The 20,294-nt window shown below is 59.0% G+C and carries 18 protein-coding genes and 2 tRNA genes; 16 read left to right on the forward strand and 4 right to left on the reverse strand.

Going from position 1 to position 20,294, the window contains the following annotated elements; all coding sequences use genetic code 11:
• Positions 1–6 precede the first annotated feature (6 nt).
• Positions 7–909, forward strand: coding sequence for a DMT family transporter (locus CTT34_RS01750; RefSeq protein WP_159340786.1), 903 nt, complete (start codon positions 7–9; stop codon positions 907–909).
• Here CTT34_RS01750 and CTT34_RS01755 read toward each other — a convergent pair.
• Genes CTT34_RS01755 through CTT34_RS01765 form a run of 3 tightly spaced genes read right to left on the reverse strand, consistent with a single transcriptional unit; the run spans position 887 to position 3,814 of the window.
• A complete protein-coding gene (locus CTT34_RS01755) occupies positions 887–1,636 on the reverse strand; it encodes an ABC transporter ATP-binding protein (RefSeq protein ID WP_159340787.1) in 750 nt (249 codons plus the stop codon). The two genes, CTT34_RS01750 and CTT34_RS01755, sit on opposite strands and share 23 nt — an antisense overlap.
• Positions 1,630–2,694 carry a FecCD family ABC transporter permease gene (locus tag CTT34_RS01760; RefSeq protein ID WP_390620277.1) on the reverse strand — a complete coding sequence of 355 codons (1,065 nt, stop codon included), beginning with the start codon at positions 2,692–2,694 and terminating at the stop codon, positions 1,630–1,632. The genes CTT34_RS01755 and CTT34_RS01760 overlap by 7 nt, the downstream gene beginning before the upstream one ends.
• A complete protein-coding gene (locus tag CTT34_RS01765; protein ID WP_159340789.1) occupies positions 2,687–3,814 on the reverse strand; it encodes an ABC transporter substrate-binding protein in 1,128 nt (375 codons plus the stop codon). The genes CTT34_RS01760 and CTT34_RS01765 overlap by 8 nt, the downstream gene beginning before the upstream one ends.
• 251 nt (positions 3,815–4,065) lie before the next feature.
• Here CTT34_RS01765 and CTT34_RS01770 point away from each other — a divergent pair, with 251 nt between their 5' ends.
• The 5 genes from CTT34_RS01770 to greA all read left to right on the forward strand — a co-directional run bounded on the left by CTT34_RS01770 (position 4,066) and on the right by greA (position 10,593).
• Complete coding sequence (locus CTT34_RS01770) at positions 4,066–4,347, forward strand: DUF2218 domain-containing protein (RefSeq protein ID WP_139527961.1); 282 nt, start codon at positions 4,066–4,068, stop codon at positions 4,345–4,347.
• A gap of 114 nt (positions 4,348–4,461) precedes the next feature.
• Positions 4,462–5,268, forward strand: a complete 807-nt coding sequence (gene dapB / locus CTT34_RS01775) for a 4-hydroxy-tetrahydrodipicolinate reductase (RefSeq protein ID WP_159340790.1) — start codon at positions 4,462–4,464, stop codon at positions 5,266–5,268.
• A 400-nt stretch (positions 5,269–5,668) separates the two neighbouring features.
• Positions 5,669–6,814, forward strand: coding sequence for a glutamine-hydrolyzing carbamoyl-phosphate synthase small subunit (carA, locus tag CTT34_RS01780; RefSeq protein WP_174788540.1), 1,146 nt, complete (start codon positions 5,669–5,671; stop codon positions 6,812–6,814).
• A 75-nt stretch (positions 6,815–6,889) separates the two neighbouring features.
• On the forward strand, positions 6,890–10,120 hold the full coding sequence (gene carB, locus CTT34_RS01785; protein WP_159340792.1) for a carbamoyl-phosphate synthase large subunit: 3,231 nt from the start codon (positions 6,890–6,892) through the stop codon (positions 10,118–10,120).
• Positions 10,117–10,593, forward strand: coding sequence for a transcription elongation factor GreA (greA, locus tag CTT34_RS01790; RefSeq protein ID WP_139527965.1), 477 nt, complete (start codon positions 10,117–10,119; stop codon positions 10,591–10,593). Before carB ends, greA begins: the two co-directional genes overlap by 4 nt.
• Positions 10,594–10,695: 102 nt before the next feature.
• On the opposite strand, the gene yhbY is transcribed toward greA, so the two are convergent.
• Positions 10,696–11,022 (reverse strand): ribosome assembly RNA-binding protein YhbY, encoded by a 327-nt coding sequence (yhbY, locus tag CTT34_RS01795; protein ID WP_062360548.1) that lies wholly within the window; start codon positions 11,020–11,022, stop codon positions 10,696–10,698.
• Between the two features lie 114 nt (positions 11,023–11,136).
• On the opposite strand from yhbY, the gene rlmE reads away from it, so the two are divergent.
• The 10 genes from rlmE to nusA all read left to right on the forward strand — a co-directional run bounded on the left by rlmE (position 11,137) and on the right by nusA (position 20,284).
• Positions 11,137–11,784, forward strand: a complete 648-nt coding sequence (gene rlmE / locus CTT34_RS01800; RefSeq protein ID WP_159340793.1) for a 23S rRNA (uridine(2552)-2'-O)-methyltransferase RlmE — start codon at positions 11,137–11,139, stop codon at positions 11,782–11,784.
• 214 nt (positions 11,785–11,998) lie between these two features.
• On the forward strand, positions 11,999–13,996 hold the full coding sequence (gene ftsH, locus CTT34_RS01805) for an ATP-dependent zinc metalloprotease FtsH (protein ID WP_159340794.1): 1,998 nt from the start codon (positions 11,999–12,001) through the stop codon (positions 13,994–13,996).
• A 103-nt stretch (positions 13,997–14,099) separates the two neighbouring features.
• Positions 14,100–15,011 carry a dihydropteroate synthase gene (folP, locus tag CTT34_RS01810; protein WP_159340795.1) on the forward strand — a complete coding sequence of 304 codons (912 nt, stop codon included), beginning with the start codon at positions 14,100–14,102 and terminating at the stop codon, positions 15,009–15,011.
• Positions 15,012–15,013: 2 nt separating this feature from the next.
• The gene (glmM, locus tag CTT34_RS01815) at positions 15,014–16,363 is read left to right on the forward strand and encodes a phosphoglucosamine mutase (RefSeq protein ID WP_159340796.1); all 1,350 of its coding nucleotides are present in this window, start codon (positions 15,014–15,016) and stop codon (positions 16,361–16,363) included.
• Positions 16,364–16,491: 128 nt separating this feature from the next.
• Entirely contained in the window at positions 16,492–17,241 is a 750-nt protein-coding gene (gene tpiA / locus CTT34_RS01820) for a triose-phosphate isomerase (RefSeq protein ID WP_159340797.1), read from the forward strand.
• A 4-nt stretch (positions 17,242–17,245) separates the two neighbouring features.
• Positions 17,246–17,605: a preprotein translocase subunit SecG gene (secG, locus tag CTT34_RS01825; protein WP_159340798.1), complete on the forward strand. Its 360-nt coding sequence runs from the start codon at positions 17,246–17,248 to the stop codon at positions 17,603–17,605.
• A 34-nt stretch (positions 17,606–17,639) separates the two neighbouring features.
• Positions 17,640–17,726, forward strand: a tRNA-Leu gene (locus CTT34_RS01830).
• Between the two features lie 135 nt (positions 17,727–17,861).
• Positions 17,862–17,938, forward strand: a tRNA-Met gene (locus tag CTT34_RS01835).
• A 299-nt stretch (positions 17,939–18,237) separates the two neighbouring features.
• Positions 18,238–18,699 carry a ribosome maturation factor RimP gene (gene rimP / locus CTT34_RS01840; RefSeq protein ID WP_044629473.1) on the forward strand — a complete coding sequence of 154 codons (462 nt, stop codon included), beginning with the start codon at positions 18,238–18,240 and terminating at the stop codon, positions 18,697–18,699.
• A gap of 70 nt (positions 18,700–18,769) precedes the next feature.
• The gene (nusA, locus tag CTT34_RS01845) at positions 18,770–20,284 is read left to right on the forward strand and encodes a transcription termination factor NusA (RefSeq protein ID WP_159340799.1); all 1,515 of its coding nucleotides are present in this window, start codon (positions 18,770–18,772) and stop codon (positions 20,282–20,284) included.
• Positions 20,285–20,294 lie beyond the last annotated feature (10 nt).

Consider the following 20,294-nt stretch of genomic DNA (forward strand, 5'->3'; position numbering starts at 1 on the left):
CACCTAATGCCTTTGGATGCTGTTGATCGCCCCTACGTAGGGATTTGGCTGCGCGTGCTGTCGGGGATGCTGTTTACGGGCATGCTGGTGTGTATCAAAGCCGTGAGCGATGAGGTGCCGGTGGGGCAGTCGGTATTTTTCCGTTCGCTGTTTGCGCTGTTGCCGATCGTGGTGTTTCTGGCCCTACGCCGGGAGTTTCCTCAGGGGTTGGCGACCCGGCGGCCGTTGGGCCATGCCTTGCGTTCAGGATTGGGCGCGGCGGCGATGTTTGCCTCGTTTGCCGCTGTGGCGGTGTTGCCGGTAGCAGAGACCACGCTGCTGGCGCAGTTGACGCCTATTTTTATGGCACTAGGCGGTGTCCTGCTGTTGGGCGAGCGCTTTACGTGGGTGCGTGCGCTGGCCATGGGGCTGGCGATGGGGGGAATGGCCGTACTGGTGTTGCCGAACGTGGGCGGTGCTTCCCAGTCGGGCCAGCTGGTGGGCTATCTATTGGCGGTGCTGAGCGCGGTGCTAACGGCGGGCGCGTTACTGACCGTGCGGCGCATTTCGCGCACGGAAACGGCAGGCGCTATCGCATTTTACTTCATTTTAGTGTCGGCCCTGGCGGGGCTGGCGACGCTGCCGCTGGGCTGGGCAGCGTTACGCCTAGAGGTGTTGAGCCTGCTCGTGCTGGCGGGGCTGTTGGGCGGGGCGGCGCATATCGCGATGACGCTGGCATTTCGCTATGCCGAGGCGTCGCGGTTAGCGCCGTTCGAGTACCTCGCCTTGCTATGGCCGGTGTTGGCGGATTGGTTGCTATTCGATATTCCGGCCTCGCACCACTTCTTCTTGGCGCTGCCTTTGATGCTGGGCGGTGTCGTCTTGGCGGCGCTAGAAGGTAAGCGCCTTAAATGGCCTCTTCGACGATAAGCTGAGGCCGCCCTTTCGAGCAGGGCTCGATGCGAGCGTTCACGTGGTAAACGCTGCGCAGCAGCTCGGGGGTAATGACGTCCTCCGTGGCGCCGCAGGCGATCAACCTGCCTTGTTCCAAGACCATGGCATGATCGGTAAAGCGCAGGGCGTGGCCAATGTCGTGTAGGGCGACCAGGATCAGCATTTGACGCTCGTCGGCTAGGCGTCTCAGTACGCTCAACAGGCTAATTTGCCGGTTGAGATCGAGCGCGGACGTGGGCTCGTCCAGCATGAGGATTTCAGGCTCCTGCACCAGCGCCTGGGCGGCGCTCACTAGCTGGCGCTGGCCGCCGCTCAAATCGCCGATGTCACGCTCGGCCAGCGCGCTAATGTTCAGCTCGGCAAGCGCTTTGTCCACTTGGGCAAGGTCGTCGGCTTGTACCGTCAGGCTACGCCCTTGCATGCGGGCCAGCAGCACGGACTCATACACCGATAAGACGGCTTTGGCACCGGTGTCCTGGGGCATGTAGGCCACGGGCCGCTCGGCGGTGGTGTGCGAAATGAGCACGTCGCCGCTGCCTTTCAGCAACCCCAGAATGCGACGAAACAGCGTCGATTTGCCTGCCGCGTTGGGGCCAAGCAGCGCCACGACTTGCCCGCCTTGAAAGCAGGGCGTGGAGATGTCGTGAACAATGGTTTTGCGCCCATAGCGGGCGCACACGTTCTTGAGCTGTAGCGTTACCATGCGGCCTTCTTGTGATTGAGCACGAGGAAAAGGAAGAAGGGAATGCCCACGAGCGACGTGATGATGCCGATGGGAATGATGGTGCCGGGAATGATGATCTTCGACAGCACCGACCCCACCGAGAGAATCAGCGCCCCGCACAGGGCCGAGCCGGGCAGGAAGAAGCGCTGATCTTCGCCCAGCAGCATACGGGCAATGTGCGGGCCCACCAGGCCAATGAAGCCAATCGTACCGACGAAGGCAACGGCGATAGCGGCCAGCAGCGACACAAGCACCAATACCTCTAGGCGCAGCGCGCGAGGGTTGACGCCCATGCTCTCCGCTTTAGCATCCCCTAGGCGCATGGCGGTGAGCGCCCAGCCGTGGCGTGCCAAAAGCGGCATTACCAGGGCGAGTACGCCAAGCGCGATCCAGAACTTTGGCCAGGTGGCTTTGGTGAGGCTGCCCATCGTCCAGAACACCACGGCGGCCACGGCCTCTTGGCTGGCAAAGAACTGGATCAGCGCCATCAACGAGTTGAAGATGAACACCATCGCAATGCCGAGTAGTACGATGGTTTCCACGGTGACGCCGCGTTTGAGGCTCAGCGCGTGAATTAAAAACGCGGTGAACATGGCCATCAGAAACGCGTTGATGGGCACCACGTATTCGATGGCGGTGGGGATGATAGCCACGCCAAAGGCCAAGCCCAGGGCAGCACCAAAGCTGGCGCCTGCGGAAATCCCCAGCGTGAACGGGCTGGCGAGCGGGTTGCTGAGGATGGTCTGCATCTGCGCGCCCGCCACCGAGAGGCTAGCCCCTACGACGATGGCCATGAGCGCGACCGGCATACGAATGTCCCACAGAATGACTCGCGCCTGCTGGCTGACGGCATCGGGAGTCACCAGCGCAGCGATCACCTCGGCCAAGCTGAAACGGGCGGGGCCGAGTGCCAAATCCACACAGAGACTGAGCAGCAGCGCGAGGGTCAGCCCCACCAGAATCAGCTGTCGACGCCACACTTGAGCGCGATAGAACGTGCGTCCGGTGGTTGGGTGGGCGACGTTGGCATTACTCATCATGAAGCGTTATCCAGTAGCCGGGCTGATAATCGATCGGCAGAAACCGGTCGTGAAGCTCTTCCAAGGTAGCCTCGGGGTCTAAATCTTCAAACAGCTCGGGATGGAACCACTTGGCCAGCTGCTGTACGGCAACGAAGTAGTAGGGGCTGTTATAGAACTGGTGCCAAATCGCGTGAACGTTCCCTGTCTCGACGGCGTCGATGCCGGTCATGGCGGTGCGGGTCGTTAACGCTTGCAGTTTTTCCCGTGCCTGCGCCTGGTCGGCGCCGGGACCAACACCAACCCAGTCACCGCCTGGCACGTAGGCATCCCAACTGCCGCCCGTGACCACCACGTGCTGCGGGTTGGCGGCGATGATTTGCTCGGGGTTGAGGTTGCCAAAGCTGGCGGGGATGATGCCGTCGGCGATGTTGGTGCCGCCTGCCAGCGTCACGTACTCGCCAAAGTTGGCAGGGCCGAAGCTCATGCAGCACTCATCCGAATAGCCGCCTGCACGATCGACGAAGACCCGTGGTCGTTCGGGATTGGCTTGCTCGATGACCTCCGTAACCCGGGCGAGCTGCGCTTCGGCAAAGGTGATGAACTCCTCGGCAGCGGCCTTGTCGTTCATCAACTGGCCGATCAGGCGCATCGATGGAATGGTGTTCTCGATGGGGTCTTCGCGGAAGTCCACGTACACGATGGGAATGTCCAGTTCCGCGAGCTTGTCATCGTAGGCGGCATCCTCGGTGGCTGCTTTTGCCTCGATGTTCATCAGAATCAGGTCAGGATTCAGCGACGCCGCTTGTTCGACATCGAAGGTACCATCTTTGAAGCCCCCAAAGGTGGGAATCGAAGCCATCTCAGGGAAGCGCTCTAAGTAGCGCTGGTAGTTGTCAGGGTCTGCTTGTGAGAAGTCTTCTCGCCAGCCCACCACGTGGGCCAGTGGTGCGTCGGGTTCGAGCATGCCCAGCAGATAGATTTGCCTGCCTTCGCCCAGGATGACGCGTTCGGCAGGGGCGTCTAGGGTGATCTGTCGGCCAGCAATATCAGTGACCGTGATGGGTGCCGCGATAGCCGACGCGCAAACGAGAGATGTCAGCGCACCGACGAAAGGAAGAGAGAGACGTAACAGCATAGTGGCATTGGTTACCTGAGTTCTTTAGCGTCTACGCTAACGATGAGTGTTTAATCAAACATAGATGTTGATGTTAATTGCTATTCTCATGTCGGCATTATCCTTAAAAGCGGGAAAGGTGTCGAGGTAAGCGATAAGCGTTAGCGTTGAGCAACACGCCGTTGCAACGAATTCTCATTCGTTGCTTGGCTCTTGCGGGGGCGGCGATTAGGCTAGTAGGGCATCACGTCTGTCGACTTGGAGAGAACCGCATGCCTTTATCCCGAGCAGAGATTGCCACCCCATCCGGCGCGCGGTTGATCAACCGCCTGTGCAAGCACTGGGCCCATAAACTTGAGGTGGAATACACCGAGCAGGACGCCAAAATCGTGTTTGCCAGCGGTACCTGCCTGATGCACGCCGAGCCAGAACGGTTGCTGGTCTCTATCGAAACCCTCGAAGAGGAGCACCTGGACCAGCTCGAAGGCGTGGTCGAAAGCCATTTGGTGCGGATGGCGAAAGACGAACCGCTAGAGATCGTCTGGGAAAATTGAAGTGATCGAGGGGCGGCGGCGTTAGCGCCGCATCGGCCGGGGTGGTCTGTTATAATCGCGGCCACCCTTTTTGTTTCTAGATTGATGCCAAATAGCGCACGCGTAGGAGTTTCCATGACCCGAATTGCCATTGTAGGCGTAGCTGGCCGCATGGGCCGCACGTTAGTCAACGCCGTCGAGCAAGAAGCCGATGCCTCCCTGGCGGGCGGTATCGTGGAGCCGGGCAGCTCCTTGGCCGGTGCCGATATCGGCGAGCTGGCGGGCGTAGGCAAGCGGGGCGTGGTGGCGGTCGATTCGCTCAGCGCCATCGTCGATGACTTCGACGTGCTGATCGACTTCACCGCACCGCAGGTGACGCTGGCGAACCTGGCATTCTGTGCCGAGCACGGTAAGCGCATCGTGATTGGCACCACCGGCATGAACGATGACGAACTGGCCGAGCTGGATAGCTACCGCGATAAAGTCGCCATGGTCTTCGCCCCCAACATGAGCGTGGGCGTGAACCTAACGCTGAAACTGCTGCAAACGGCGGCCAAAGCGCTGGGTGATGAAGGGTACGACATTGAAGTGATCGAATCGCACCACCGCCATAAAGTCGATGCGCCTTCCGGTACGGCCATCAAAATGGGGGAAGTGGTCGCGGAAAGCCTAGGCCGCACCCTAAAAGAGCACGGCGTGTTCGAGCGGGTAGGGCAGTGCGGCCCGCGCACCGACAAAGAGATCGGCTTTGCGACCGTTCGCGCAGGCGATATCGTCGGTGAGCATACCGTGATGTTCGCCACCGAAGGCGAGCGCATCGAGATTACCCACAAGGCCTCAAGCCGCATGACCTTTGCCAAAGGCGCTGTGCGCGCCGCTCGCTGGGTCGCCAGCCAGCCTCATGGCCGCTACGACATGCAAGACGTCTTGGAGCTTCATTGATTGGCAAAGCGTTCTTTACCCTATGCTGAAAATAAAGGGCTAGCCGACGGTCGGTAAATCCTGTAACATTCCAAAAATTTTGGCCGAGTGGCTTTCAATAGCCAGTAAAACGCCTGCAGCGAATGTCTGTGGTAGTCGATGTCAGTGGAAAGTGGACCACGCTTGTTGCACTGGCCGTTAGGTTAGAGAAAAGAGTCAGCGAACTGCTGCGCCATGGCCACGACCGTTACGGTGGCATGGATGAGAACAACAAGCGGGATGAAACCGATGTTTTTATTGTCGGCTTCGTCCCGCTTTTTTACGACCCGACGTTTGCACGCAAACGCCGGCAACCGGATCGCCGAGCCTGCGCCCACAGGCTCCCACCAGCATGGGAGAACTTGTCTTGAATAACCCCGCATTGAGCAAACCCGCGATATTGGCCCTGGAAGATGGCAGTGTGTTTCATGGAACGGCCATTGGCGCGGATGGAGTCACAAGCGGTGAGGTGGTGTTCAATACAGCCATGACCGGCTACCAGGAAATCCTCACCGACCCCTCTTATACCCGCCAAATCGTCACCCTGACTTACCCGCATATCGGCAATACCGGTATTAATTCCGAAGATGTGGAGTCCGCCTCCATTGCGGCAGCGGGCCTGGTGATTCGTGATCTTCCCCTGCTGGCCAGCAGCTTCCGCTCCGAGCAAACCCTCTCTGATTATCTGAAAAGCCAAAACGTGCTAGGCATTGCGGATATCGATACCCGACGCCTAACGCGTATTTTGCGCGATAAAGGTGCCCAGAACGGCGCGATTCTGGCAGGTGCCGATGCAGAGGGCGACGATGCCGTCGAGCGGGCGCTGGCAGCGGCGAAGGCGTTTCCGGGCTTGAAGGGCATGGATTTGGCCAAAGAAGTCTCTTGCAAAGAGGCTTACGAGTGGTCGGAAGGCGAGTGGACCTTGGGCGAAGGCTACGCGGATGCGAGCCAGGGCGAGCGCCCCTACCACGTGGTGGCGTTCGATTACGGCGTGAAGTTCAACATCCTGCGCATGCTGGCGGCGCGGGGCTGCCGCTTGACCGTGGTGCCGGCGCAAACGCCTGCGGCAGAGGTGCTGGCGATGAACCCGGACGGCGTGTTCCTGGCCAACGGCCCCGGCGACCCCGAGCCCTGTGACTACGCGATTAAAGCGATCCAGGAAGTGTTGGAAACCGACACGCCGGTGTTCGGCATTTGCTTGGGCCACCAGCTGCTGGCGCTGGCCTCCGGTGCCAAAACCGTCAAGATGGGCCACGGCCACCACGGTGCCAACCATCCGGTACAAGACCTGGATACCGGCACGGTGATGATCACCAGCCAGAACCACGGCTTTGCGGCCGATGAAGCGACCCTGCCGAGCAACGTACGTGCCACGCACCGCTCGCTGTTCGACGGCACTCTGCAGGGGATTGAGCGTACCGATCGTCCGGCGTTTAGCTTTCAGGGCCACCCGGAAGCCAGCCCTGGCCCGCGCGATGTAGCGCCGCTGTTCGATCGCTTTATCGCCATGATGCAGGCGCGCCGCTAGGTTCGCCGCGCTGCCTCTCATTGCCTAGTTACGCCGTTTTGATGCTCATCGTCACCACTTTTTGCGGGAACCGTTATGCCTAAGCGTACCGATATCAATAGCATTCTTATCATTGGCGCTGGTCCGATCGTCATCGGCCAGGCCTGCGAATTCGACTACTCCGGCGCCCAGGCGTGTAAAGCCCTGCGCGAGGAGGGGTACCGGGTTATTTTGGTCAACTCCAACCCGGCCACGATCATGACCGATCCCGCCATGGCCGATGCTACCTACATCGAGCCGATTACCTGGCAGGCGGTCGAGAAAATCATCGAAGCCGAGCGTCCTGACGTGATTCTGCCCACCATGGGTGGCCAGACCGCGCTGAACTGCGCGCTCGATCTGGACAAGCACGGCGTATTGGCCAAGTACGGTGTCGAGATGATCGGTGCCAATGCCGATGCCATCAACAAAGCCGAAGACCGCGATCTGTTCGACAAGGCGATGAAGAACATCGGCCTGGAGTGCCCCAAAGCGAAAGTGGCGCACACCATGGACGAGGCGTGGGAAATCCAGGCGGAGCTTGGCTTCCCGACGATCATTCGCCCCTCCTACACCATGGGCGGCTCCGGCGGCGGTGTGGCGTACAACAAGGAAGAGTTCGAAGAGATCTGCACCCGCGGTTTCGAACTGTCCAACAACCACGAGCTGCTCATCGATGAGTCGCTGCTGGGTTGGAAAGAATACGAAATGGAGGTGGTGCGCGATAAGAACGATAACTGCATCATCGTCTGCGCGATCGAAAACTTCGACCCGATGGGCGTCCACACCGGCGACTCCATCACCGTGGCACCGGCGCAAACGCTGACCGATAAAGAGTATCAGATCATGCGCGACGCCAGCCTCGCGGTGCTGCGCGAGATCGGCGTGGAAACCGGCGGGTCGAACGTTCAGTTCGGTATGGACCCGAAGACTGGCCGCATGGTCGTCATCGAGATGAACCCCCGCGTCTCCCGTTCGTCGGCGCTGGCCTCGAAGGCCACCGGCTTCCCGATTGCCAAGATCGCGGCGAAGCTGGCGGTGGGATATACCCTGGACGAACTGCAGAACGACATCACGGGCGGCCAAACCCCAGCGTCCTTCGAGCCGTCCATCGACTATGTCGTGACCAAAATTCCGCGTTTTACCTTCGAGAAGTTTCCCCAAGCGAACGATCGCCTGACCACCCAGATGAAGTCGGTGGGCGAGGTGATGGCGATTGGCCGTACGTTCCAAGAATCGCTGCAAAAAGCGCTGCGTGGCATGGAAACCGGTAACGACGGCCTCGACCCGATCATTACCGAGTTCACCGATGACGCCATGGCCCAGATCAAGGGCGAGCTGCAGGCGGCAGGGGCCGAGCGTATCTTCTTCGTGGCCGACGCCATGCGCGCGGGCATGAGCGTGGACGACGTGTTTGCGCTGACCAATATCGACCGTTGGTTCCTGGTTCAGCTGGAAGACCTGATTCTGACCGAAGCGGCGGTCTCCAAGCGCGCGTTGGCGGATCTCTCCGCTCGCGAGCTGTTCCAGCTCAAGCGCAAGGGCTTCTCGGATGCACGTCTAGCGAAGCTATTGGGTGTGTCCGAAAAAGAGTTCCGCAAGACTCGTCAGGCAGCCAATATCCGTCCGGTCTACAAGCGCGTGGATACCTGCGCTGCCGAATTTGCGTCGGACACGGCCTACATGTACTCCACCTACGAGGAAGAGTGCGAAGCGGACGTGTCTGATCGCCAGAAAATCATGGTGTTGGGCGGTGGCCCGAACCGTATCGGCCAGGGTATCGAGTTCGATTACTGCTGCGTTCACGCCGCCTTCGCCATGCGCGATGACGGCTACGAAACCATCATGGTCAACTGCAACCCGGAAACCGTCTCTACCGACTACGACACCTCTGATCGTCTCTACTTCGAGCCGGTCACGCTGGAAGACGTGCTGGAAATTGCCGATAAAGAGAAGCCGGTAGGCGTGATTGTACAGTTTGGTGGTCAAACGCCGCTGAAGCTGGCCCGCGAGCTGGAAGCTGCAGGCGTGCCGATTATCGGTACCACGCCGGACGCCATCGACCGCGCTGAAGACCGCGAGCGCTTCCAGGTGATGATCGACAAGCTCGGCCTGAAACAGCCGCCCAACGCCACTGCGCGCAGTTTCGAAGATGCCTTCGCCAAAGCCGAAAAAATTGGCTACCCCCTGGTCGTGCGCCCGAGCTACGTCCTGGGCGGTCGGGCGATGGAGATCGTCTACGACGCCTCCGAGCTCGAAAACTACATGACCAACGCGGTGAAGGTCTCTAACGACTCGCCGGTACTGCTGGATCACTTCCTGAGCGCCGCGGTGGAAGTGGATATCGATGCAGTCTCTGACGGCCAGCAGGTCGTAATTGGCGGTATCATGCAGCACGTAGAGCAAGCGGGCGTTCACTCCGGCGACTCCGCCTGTGCGCTGCCGCCTTACTCGCTGCCTGCCGACGTGCAGGACGAGATGCGCGAGCAGGTCAAGAAAATGGCCGTGGAGCTGGGCGTCAAAGGCCTGATGAACGTGCAGCTGGCGTGGCAAGATGGTGAGATCTACGTGATCGAGGTCAATCCCCGCGCCTCGCGTACCGTGCCGTTTGTTTCCAAGTGCATCGGCACCTCGCTGGCCCAGATTGCTGCGCGCTGCATGGCCGGTAAAACCCTCGCCGAGCAGGGCTTCGAGCGGGAAATCGTGCCGCACTTCTACAGCGTCAAAGAAGCGGTCTTCCCGTTCAACAAGTTCCAGGGCGTTGACCCGATTCTCTCGCCGGAGATGAAGTCCACCGGTGAAGTGATGGGCTCGGGCGATACCTTCGCTGAAGCCTTCTTCAAGGCGCAGCTAGGCGCGGGCGAAGCGATCCCGGCGCTGGATGGCGACCGTAAAGCGTTCCTGTCGGTGCGTGAACCTGACAAGCAGGGGATTATCGAAGTGGCCCGTTCTCTGCTAACATTGGGCTTCACACTTTGTGCAACACGCGGTACGGCAGCGGCCATAGAAGCCGCAGGGCTACCCGTGGAGCACGTCAATAAAGTCTACGAAGGCCGTCCCCATATCGTCGATCTGCTGAAGAACGACGAAATCGCCTACATCGTGAACACTACCGAAGGTCGTCAGGCAATTAACGACTCTTCGATCATTCGCCGTACTGCTCTCGCGCGCAAGGTGCCCTATGCGACCACCTTGGCGGGCGCTAATGCTGTTTGCATGGCGCTAGAGTACGGTAGGGAGATTACGGTGCGGCGCCTTCAGGATCTGCATGCAGGAGCAAGTCAATGAACAAGGTCCCGATGACGGTAGCGGGAGAAAAAAGCCTTCGCGAAGAGCTCAACCACTTGAAGGGCGAAGAGCGCCCCCGAGTGATTGCGGCCATCGCCGAAGCGCGTGAACACGGTGACCTCAAGGAGAACGCCGAGTATCACGCCGCCCGCGAGCAGCAGGGGTTTATTGAAGGTCGTATCCAGGAAATCGAGAGCAAGCTTTCGGGCGCCCAGGTGATCGATGTCACCAAGCTGCCGAAGACCGGTAAGGTGATTTTTGGAGTGACTGTGTCGCTCTTGAACCTGGATAGTGATGCCAGCGTTACCTATCGCATTGTTGGCGAAGATGAAGCCGACATTAAAGCGGGTCGCATTTCGGTCACCTCACCCATTGCGCGCGCGCTGATTGGTAAAGAAGAGGGCGATGTGGTGGTGGTGAAAACGCCCGGCGGCGACGTTGAGTACGAAATTGAGAGTGTTGAACACCTTTAATGCTGTGCGGATAGCGCCATAAAAAAGGCCCGATGCAGGTAGCTGCTTCGGGCCTTTTAGCTTAGCGGCGCTTGGCGCCGTGTCAGCATAGTACTGTGCGCGTTAGTGCCGCCCGTGATGGTTCTCGAAGCGGGTAACGTTGGAGAGCTTGGGGTTAGCCTTTGGGTTGCGGCGATAAAGCAGCGCCATTTTGCCAATGGTTTGCACCAGCTCGGCGTTGCTGTCAGCCAGCAGCTCGTTGATCATCGCAGCGCGGTCATCCCGTTCGGGTAGGGCGAGCTTTACTTTGATTAGCTCGTGATCATTGAGCGCGCGGCTGAGTTCTGCGAGCAGATTTTCGGAGACGCCGTTCTCAGAAACGGTGACCACGGGGTTCAAATGGTGGCCAATGCTACGAAATGCTTTCTTTTGTGCCTGTGACAAGCTCATGGTATCTTGCGGTATCCCGGTTAGCGCTTAACGTTCCATCTTACGGTGAAATGCCGCTAAGTGAAAGCAATCACGTGAACGCGCCCATCTCTTATTCCAGTGTCAGATTCCCACATGCAGCAAAAGCCCCCAAGCCGTAAACATTCAGTGAGCAAAACCAGCAACAACTGGAAGAAAGAACACTTCGACGACCAGTATGTGAAGCAGAGCTGGCAGGATGGCTACCGCTCCCGGGCGAGCTACAAGCTGCTAGAGTTGGACGAGAAAGATAAGCTGTTTCGCAACGGGATGACGGTCATCGACCTCGGCGCTGCCCCAGGTGGGTGGAGCCAAATCGCTGCCGAAAAAGTCGGCCCGGAAGGGGTCGTCATTGCGTCGGACATCTTGGAAATGGACGCTCTGGCCGGTGTGGACTTCATTCAGGGCGATTTCACCGAAGAGAGCGTGCTCAATGCGATTCTCGAACGTTTGGGAAATCGTCCGGTAGACCTTGTTATGTCGGACATGGCCCCCAATATGAGTGGTATGGCAGCCATCGATCAGCCCCAAGCCATGTATCTCGTCGAGCTGGCATTGGAACTGGCCCGGGAAACGCTTTCACCCAAAGGTCGGTTTTTGGTCAAGGTCTTTCAAGGCGAAGGGTTCGATGCGTATCTAAAAGAACTGCGCGGCAGTTTCGACCGTGTGGTCACTCGTAAGCCAGACGCCTCGCGTGCGCGCTCTCGGGAAGTCTACTTTTTAGCGGAGGGCTTTCGCGGTTAACCAGGGCTGGCAAGGCGCTGGCGCAATAGCAAAGATTTATCACCGCGATTGCCAGACAGGCAAGCGCAAGGTGTGTCACATTAGGCACAATGGACGAGCGTGACACAGATGGCCCAACGCCCAATGGGCTTTGGCAATGGTTGAACGTTAAGCTCTAGTGTAAGGTCAGAGTATTAGCGGTTAACCGACGGATTCTTGTAATGAGGGTAGTCCCTTGAACGATATGGCGAAGAACCTGATTCTGTGGTTGGTCATCGCGGCCGTTCTACTGACAGTGTTCAATAATTTCAGTACGGAAAGCGCACCGCAGACCACGAACTACTCCCAGTTCGTGCAGCAGGTGCAAAATCAGCAGGTACGTAGCGTCACCATCGATGGCTACACCATTACCGGTGAGCGCACGGATGGTTCGCAGTTCCAGACTATTCGCCCAGCAGCGGAAGACCCCAAGCTGATGGACGACCTGCTCAGCAATAACGTCACCGTGGTCGGTAAGGAGCCAGAGCAGCAGAGCATCTGGACACGTCTGCTGATCGCCAGCTTCCCGATTCTGCTGATTCTGGCCATCTTCATGTTCTTCATGCGCCAAATGCAAGGCGGCGCTGGGGGCGGTAAAGGCGGCCCGATGAGCTTTGGCAAGTCCAAAGCGAAGCTGCTCTCTCAGGACCAGATCAAAACCACCTTTGCCGACGTGGCAGGCTGTGACGAAGCGAAGGAAGAGGTCGAAGAGCTAGTCGACTTCCTGCGTGACCCGACCAAGTTCCAGCGCCTGGGTGGAACGATTCCCCGTGGCGTGCTGATGGTAGGCCCGCCCGGTACAGGTAAGACACTGCTGGCCAAGTCCATTGCGGGCGAAGCCAAAGTGCCGTTTTTCTCGATTTCTGGTTCCGACTTCGTCGAGATGTTCGTCGGTGTGGGCGCGTCTCGCGTTCGCGACATGTTCGAACAGGCCAAGAAGCAGGCGCCCTGCATCATCTTCATCGATGAGATCGATGCTGTTGGCCGTTCGCGCGGTACCGGCATGGGGGGCGGCAACGATGAGCGTGAGCAAACGCTGAACCAGCTGCTGGTGGAAATGGACGGCTTTGAAGCCAACGAAGGCATCATCGTCATCGCCGCCACCAACCGTCCGGACGTTCTCGACCCGGCGCTGCTGCGCCCCGGGCGTTTTGACCGTCAGGTCACCGTTGGTCTGCCAGACATTCGAGGCCGCGAGCACATTTTAGGCGTTCACCTGCGTAAGGTGCCGCTGGCCGATGACGTCAAGCCGCAGCTCATCGCACGCGGTACGCCGGGCTTCTCGGGGGCCGATCTCGCAAACCTGGTGAACGAAGCTGCTCTGTTTGCCGCACGCCGTAACAAGCGTTTGGTGGGCATGGATGAGCTTGAGCTTGCCAAGGACAAGATCATGATGGGCGCAGAGCGCAAATCCATGGTCATGACCGACAAAGAGAAGCTCAATACGGCTTATCACGAAGCGGGTCATGCGATCATCGGTTTGGTCATGCCCGAGCACGACCCGGTCTACAAGGTGACGATTATTCCCCGTGGCCGCGCGCTCGGTGTGACGATGTTCCTACCCGAAGAAGATCGCTACAGCCTGTCGCGTCAGCAAATCATTAGCCAAATCTGCTCGCTGTTTGGTGGTCGTATCGCCGAAGAGATGACATTGGGTGCCAACGGTGTCACGACCGGTGCTTCCAACGATATCAAGCGGGCGACCGAATTGGCCCATAATATGGTCGCCAAGTGGGGGCTCTCGGATGAGATGGGTCCGATCATGTACGACGAGGACGAGTCTCACCAGTTCCTCGGCGGCCCAGGCCAAGGTGGCGGCAAGCTGAAGTCGGGCGAAACCACGACGCGGCTCGATAAAGAAGTGCGCAAGATCATCGATGAGTGCTACGAGCAGGCGCGTCAAATCCTGCATGACAACCGCGATAAGCTGGATGCCATGGCAGAAGCGCTGATGAAGTTCGAAACCATCGATGCCAACCAGTTGAAGGACATCATGGAAGGTCGTGATCCTCGTCCGCCGGAAGGTTGGAACGACGGTGACTCCTCCGGTGGCGGCATGCGTGTCAGCGATGACAAGCCCGACACCAAGGCAGACGATCAAGCGTCGAACGCATCGAGCGACGATGGCGAAGAGGATGACGACGAGCCTCGTCGTCGGCCCTCCGATCCGCTGGGCGGCCCTGCCGGCCCCTAGGCCACGCAGGTCGCGCAGCCAAAGGCGTCCCCAATGGGGGCGCCTTTTTGTTATGCTGTGAGGCAGTGACAGTTACGTTTCATTTTTGATTTTAGGCGGCAGCATGACTCCGAACGTTGACCCTTCATCGCCTTCACGCCAAGCAGAGAGTGCGTTGCAGCTGCGCTGTGGGCGCCATACGCTTGATCTTTCATTCCCGCGCGTCATGGGAATTTTGAACGTCACGCCTGATTCGTTCTCCGATGGCGGTCAGCATGTCGCGCTGGACGATGCGCTGCGCCACGCCGAGCGTATGCTGGCCGAAGGGGCGGCGATGATCGACGTGGGCGGCGAATCGACCCGTCCCGGGGCAACGCCGGTTTCCGAGCAGCAGGAGCTGGATCGGGTCGCGCCGGTTGTCGAGGCGCTGGTGCGTGAACTCGATGCGTTGGTCTCGGTGGATACTAGTAGCGCCACGGTGATTCGTGAAGCCAGTGCCTTGGGCGCAGGCATGATCAACGATGTGCGGGCCCTAGAGCGCGAGGGTGCTCTGGCCGCCGCCGCCAGCAGCGGCTTGCCCGTATGTTTAATGCATCGTCAGGGTGAGCCCCAGAGCATGCAGCAAGCGCCGAGCTACCGCGACCCCGTCGAGCGTGAAGTGGCCGCCTACCTTGCCGACCGCATCGCTGCCTGCGAAGCCGTCGGCCTGCGCCGTCAGCGCTTGCTGATCGACCCAGGGTTTGGCTTTGGTAAAACCGTCGAGCACAACCTGCGGCTGCTGAAGTATATGGACTCGCTGAGGGCGCTGGAACTTCCCATTCTGGTTGGCATGTCACGCAAAAGCATGATCGGTAAAGTGCTGGGACGTCCTGTGGAAGAGCGGCTAGCCGGTGGCTTGGCGCTGGCGGCCATGGCGGTGGAGCGTGGGGCGAGCATCTTAAGGGTGCATGATGTAGGGCCAACGGTGGATGCCGTGAACATGGCGTGGGCGGTGCTGCAGGAAGGCTGTGAGCCGCCCGTGGATAAGGAACTTTGATAATGACAAGACGCTATTTTGGTACCGACGGCATTCGCGGTACCGTGGGGCAAGCGCCCATTACGGCCGACTTCATGCTCAAACTGGGCTGGGCGGCCGGGCAGGTGTTGCGCCGTGAAAAGGGGCGTACTCGCGTGTTGATCGGTAAGGATACGCGGATTTCCGGTTATATGTTCGAATCTGCGTTGGAGGCCGGTCTGTCGGCGGCCGGGGTCGATGTGTCGCTGCTCGGGCCAATGCCCACGCCGGGCATCGCCTACCTGACGCGCACCTTCCGTGCCGACGCCGGTATCGTGATTTCGGCGTCGCACAATCCGTTTGACGATAACGGCATCAAGTTTTTCTCTGCGGAAGGCAAGAAATTGCCAGACGAAGTGGAAGACCGCATCGAAACGATGCTGGAAGCGCCGCTCAGCACTGCCGATGCGGCGCAGTTGGGTAAGGCGACGCGCATCGATGACGCCGCTGGTCGCTATATCGAATTCTGCAAATCGACGCTGCCGGACCGGCTGAGCCTGCACGGGCTGAAAGTGGTATTGGATTGCGCTCATGGGGCCACTTACCATATCGCCCCCAGCGTGTTTCGCGAGTTAGGCGCGGAGGTGAGCGTGATCGGTGCTGCGCCGGACGGCTTGAATATCAACCATCAAGTTGGCTCGACGCACCCGGCGGCGCTACGCGCGGCGGTCATCCAGCAAGGCGCCGATTTGGGGGTCGCCTTCGATGGTGACGGCGACCGCGTGCTGCTCGTTGATGCCGATGGCCGCGAAGTCGACGGCGACGATATTCTCTACTTGATTGCTCGCGACCGCCACGAGCGCGGGCTGCTGGACGGCGGCGTGGTCGGCACGCTGATGAGCAATTTCGGCCTTGCCATGGCGCTGGATCGGCTCGGCATACCTTTCCAGCGTGCCAAGGTAGGTGACCGCTTCGTCATGGAAATGATGGCCGCCAACGGATGGGAGCTGGGCGGCGAAGCCTCTGGGCACATCGTTTGCGGTCACGTGCAGACCACAGGCGACGGCGTTGTATCGGCGCTACAGGTGTTGGCGCTGATGGTGCGCGAGCAGAAACCGTTGCCCGCCCTGTTGAAAGGGTTCGAAAAAGTGCCGCAATCGCTGGTCAATGTGCGCCTGCCCGCAGGATCGAATGCCAGCGACGTGATGATGGCCCAGCCGCTTCTCGACGCCGTGGCCGCCTTGGAAGCGGAGCTGGGTGACCAGGGGCGGGTGCTGCTGAGGCCATCGGGCACCGAGCCTTTGATTCGTGTCATGGTCGAAGGGCGCGCACATCTTGACGTCGATCGCTTGGCCCATAAATTGGCGGGCCAAGTCGAGGCGCTGCTTGGCTAACGATTTCGAAAAGTGGGAGCCGCTTTAGTGCGAAAAGCGCGCTGTGCCTGCGATTGGCCGTGCAACAGCGGTTGTCTTGACAAGGCGGCTCCTATACCATTTCGCTCCACCTTGAGTGAGGATTCTCCATGCGTACGCCATTGATTGCCGGCAATTGGAAAATGAACGGTTCCAAGGCGCTCATCGACGCGTTTGGCCAAGCCTTTGCGTCAGCGGCGCTGCCCACGTCCATCGACGTGGTCGTGATTCCGCCGTTTCCCTATTTAGACGCTGCGCGTCAGGCGTTTAGCGGCACGCCGTTGCAGTTAGGGGCGCAAACGCTTAACCCCCACCCCGCCGGTGCGCATACCGGCGAAGTGAGCGGCGGTATGCTCAAAGAGGTTGGCGCGGCTTACGTACTGGTGGGACACTCGGAGCGTCGGCAGCTCTACCGTGAAAGCGATGAGCAGGTGTGTGACCGCCTATTGGCGGCGCTGGACGCCGGGCTTACGCCGATTTTGTGTGTCGGCGAAACGCTGGAAGAGCGCGATGCGGGCCACACGATGGACGTTGTGCTAGGCCAAGTAGGCTATATCATGGATCGCCTATCGCCTGCACAGCGCTTGCAGGTCGTCATTGCCTACGAGCCTGTTTGGGCCATCGGTACTGGTCGCACGGCGACGCCAGCGCAAGCGCAAGAGGTCATGGCAGGCATTCGTGCCTATCAGGCAGGGTTTGATGCGTCGCTTGCTGAGCAGCTGACACTGCTTTACGGCGGTAGCATGAACGCAAGTAACGCGGCTGAGCTGCTGGCTCAGCCGGACATCGACGGCGGTTTGGTGGGCGGTGCCTCGCTCAAAACCGACGATTTCTACGCCATTTGTCAGTCAGCAGGATAACTCCATGCAAGTTGCAATTCTTATGGTTCACGTGGTGATTGCGGTCGCCTTGGTTGTACTCATCCTGCTTCAGCAGGGTAAAGGTGCCGAAGCAGGCGCGGCCTTTGGTGGCGGTGCATCGCAAACGGTCTTTGGTTCACGGGGTAGCGGTAACTTTCTTTCCCGCACGACCGGTATTTTGGCCGCAGGCTTTTTCGTGACATCGATGGCGCTGGCGTACTTTGCCACTCAGGCAGGCCAAGCACCGGAAGCCGGTATTCCCGATGCGCGAATGATCGAGCAGCAGCAAAACGTTCCAACGCTTGACGACTCCCCTGCAAGTATGGATAATACCGCGCCAGTGCTAGAGGAAAGCAGCGAGTAACATCTTGATGTCGCTTTCTTTAGCCTCCCCTGATGCCGAAGTGGTGGAATTGGTAGACACGCTATCTTGAGGGGGTAGTGACCTTACGGTCGTGCGGGTTCAAGTCCCGCCTTCGGCACCATCTGATTCGCTGGTTTACCAGCTTCCCAGAATGTCAGGATTGGCACCTGAGACGTAAGACGCATTTGAAACAAGTGCTCGGAATGAGTTCTTGACGTAACCTCTTCAAGTGTCTATTATCGTCGACCTAGATTGATGCGGGGTGGAGCAGTCTGGTAGCTCGTCGGGCTCATAACCCGAAGGTCATCGGTTCAAATCCGGTCCCCGCTACCATTTAGTTAGTAACATGGACATGTCTACAAGTGATCAAGATGGTACTTGGTAAGACAGCGAAAAGTTCGCGACATGTCGCTAAAATGGTACTACAGGTTTCTTTCGAAAAGCCCCTTCCTGTGAAGGGGCTTTTTGTTAGTAGCTTTTTGTAAATAGCTTTTTGCGAGCCAAGAGTGTCTCACGAGCGGATGTTGTCCGAATAGCCAGAGACACATTCCCAGGTAATGCCAATCAGCCACCTAGCTTTTCTTATGACTCCTGGCCAGGTGCCTGATGCAACGGCTATAGGAGCTTTGTCTGTGGCCACAAAACACGCTGCGCTTCACGCGCTGATCGAACCTGTCGTTGCCGCCATGGGCTTCGAGCTATGGGGTATCGACCATATTTCCCAGGGCAAGCATTCGCGGCTGGTGATTTACATCGAGCGCGAGAGCGGTGTCAGCGTGGAAGACTGCGCTGATATTAGCCGTCAAGTCAGTGCCGTGATGGATGTGGAAGACCCGATTCCCGGCGAGTATCGCTTGGAAGTCTCGTCGCCCGGCATGGCACGCCCCCTCTACTCCCTGGATCACTTTATCCGCTATCAGGGCCATCAGGTGGCTCTGAAGCTGCGCGTCGCGTTTGATGGGCGTCGCAAATACCAAGGGCTCCTCGCAGGTGTCGAGGGTGATGAAGTGCTGCTGCAACTGGAAGGCGAAGAGTACTGCTTTCCTATCGAAAGCATCGATTCTGCGCACGTTGTCCCGCAGTTCGACGAATAATACGGGTCGCGGCTTCCGGCAGGCGCCGGGATGATGCACAAAAGGACAGGTTTTCTGGCGAGGCAAACGCATGAGTAAAGAAATTTTAATGGTCGTGGACGCGATCTCTAATGAAAAAGGCGTCCCCCGCGATGTCATCTTCGAAGCGGTAGAAGCCGCGCTGGCCAGCGCGTCGCGCAAGCGTTTTGAGCATGAAGAGGCCAATGTGCGCGTGCATATCGATCGCCGCACGGGCGACTACGATACGTTCCGCTACTGGACCGTGGTCGAAGATGACGAATTCGAAACGCCAGACTACGAAATCAAAGAGAGCATCGCCGAGCAGCGCGATCCGCCGCTGAAACTGGGCGACGTGGTCGAGCAAAAGATCGAAAACGCCGTGTTTGGGCGCATTGCTGCGCAAACCGCCAAGCAGGTGATCGTGCAGAAGGTGCGTGAAGCCGAGCGCGCCGAAGTCGTGCGTCAATACGCCGATCGTGAAGGCGAGCTGGTGGCGGGTATCGTCAAGAAGACTACCCGTGACGGTCTGATCATCGACCTAGGTGAGAACGCCGAAGCGTTTTTGCCGCGCAACGAGATGATTCACGGCGAGCGCTACCGGATGAACGAGCGCGTACGTGCACTGCTGGTCAAAGTCGATCCGGATGCTCGCGGTGCTCAACTGCAGCTTTCGCGTACCTGTCCTGAGTTCATCATCGAACTGTTCAAGATCGAAGTGCCGGAAATCGCCGAGCAGCTGATCGAAATCAAGGGTGCCGCTCGCGATCCGGGGTCACGGGCGAAGATCGCCGTGAAAACCAATGATCGTCGCATCGACCCCGTCGGTGCCTGTGTCGGTATGCGCGGTTCTCGCGTTCAGGCGGTCTCGTCTGAATTGCAAAACGAGCGCGTAGACATCGTCCTGTGGGACGACAATCCCGCACAGCTGGTGATCAACGCCATGGCACCGGCCGATGTGGCGTCTATCCTAGTGGACGAAGACGCGCATGCCATGGACGTCGCAGTGGCTCAGGACAACCTGGCACAGGCGATTGGCCGTAGCGGCCAGAACGTCCGTTTGGCGTCTGAGTTGACCGGCTGGCGGATCAACGTCATGACCGAAGACGAAGCCGAGTCCAAGCGCGAGCAGGAAATCGACAGCTTAGTGGATTCGTTCGTCCAGCACCTGGGTGTCGATGAAGACGTCGCTCGATTGCTGGTGGAAGAAGGGTTCACCACCCTGGAAGAAGTTGCCTACGTGCCGCTGGAAGAGATGCTCGAAATCGAAGAGTTCGACGAAGAGCTGGTAGAAGAGCTGCGTGCACGTGCGAAAGACGAGCTGCTGACGATGGCCATTGCCTCGGAAGAAGCGCTAGACGGTGCCCAGCCAGCGGACGACCTGCTGGAAATGGACGGTATGGAGCGCCACTTGGCCTTCATCCTGGCTAGCCGCGGCATTGTCACAATGGAAGATCTCGCCGAGCAGTCTGTCGACGATCTGGTCGATATCGAGGAGTTGGACGAAGCGCGCGCAGCGGCACTGATCATGACTGCCCGTGCGCCCTGGTTTGAAGTCGATGACGCATCGGACTCAAACACACAGTAAACAGGTCACG

This window comes from Halomonas meridiana, assembly GCF_009846525.1.
Lineage (GTDB): Bacteria > Pseudomonadota > Gammaproteobacteria > Pseudomonadales > Halomonadaceae > Vreelandella.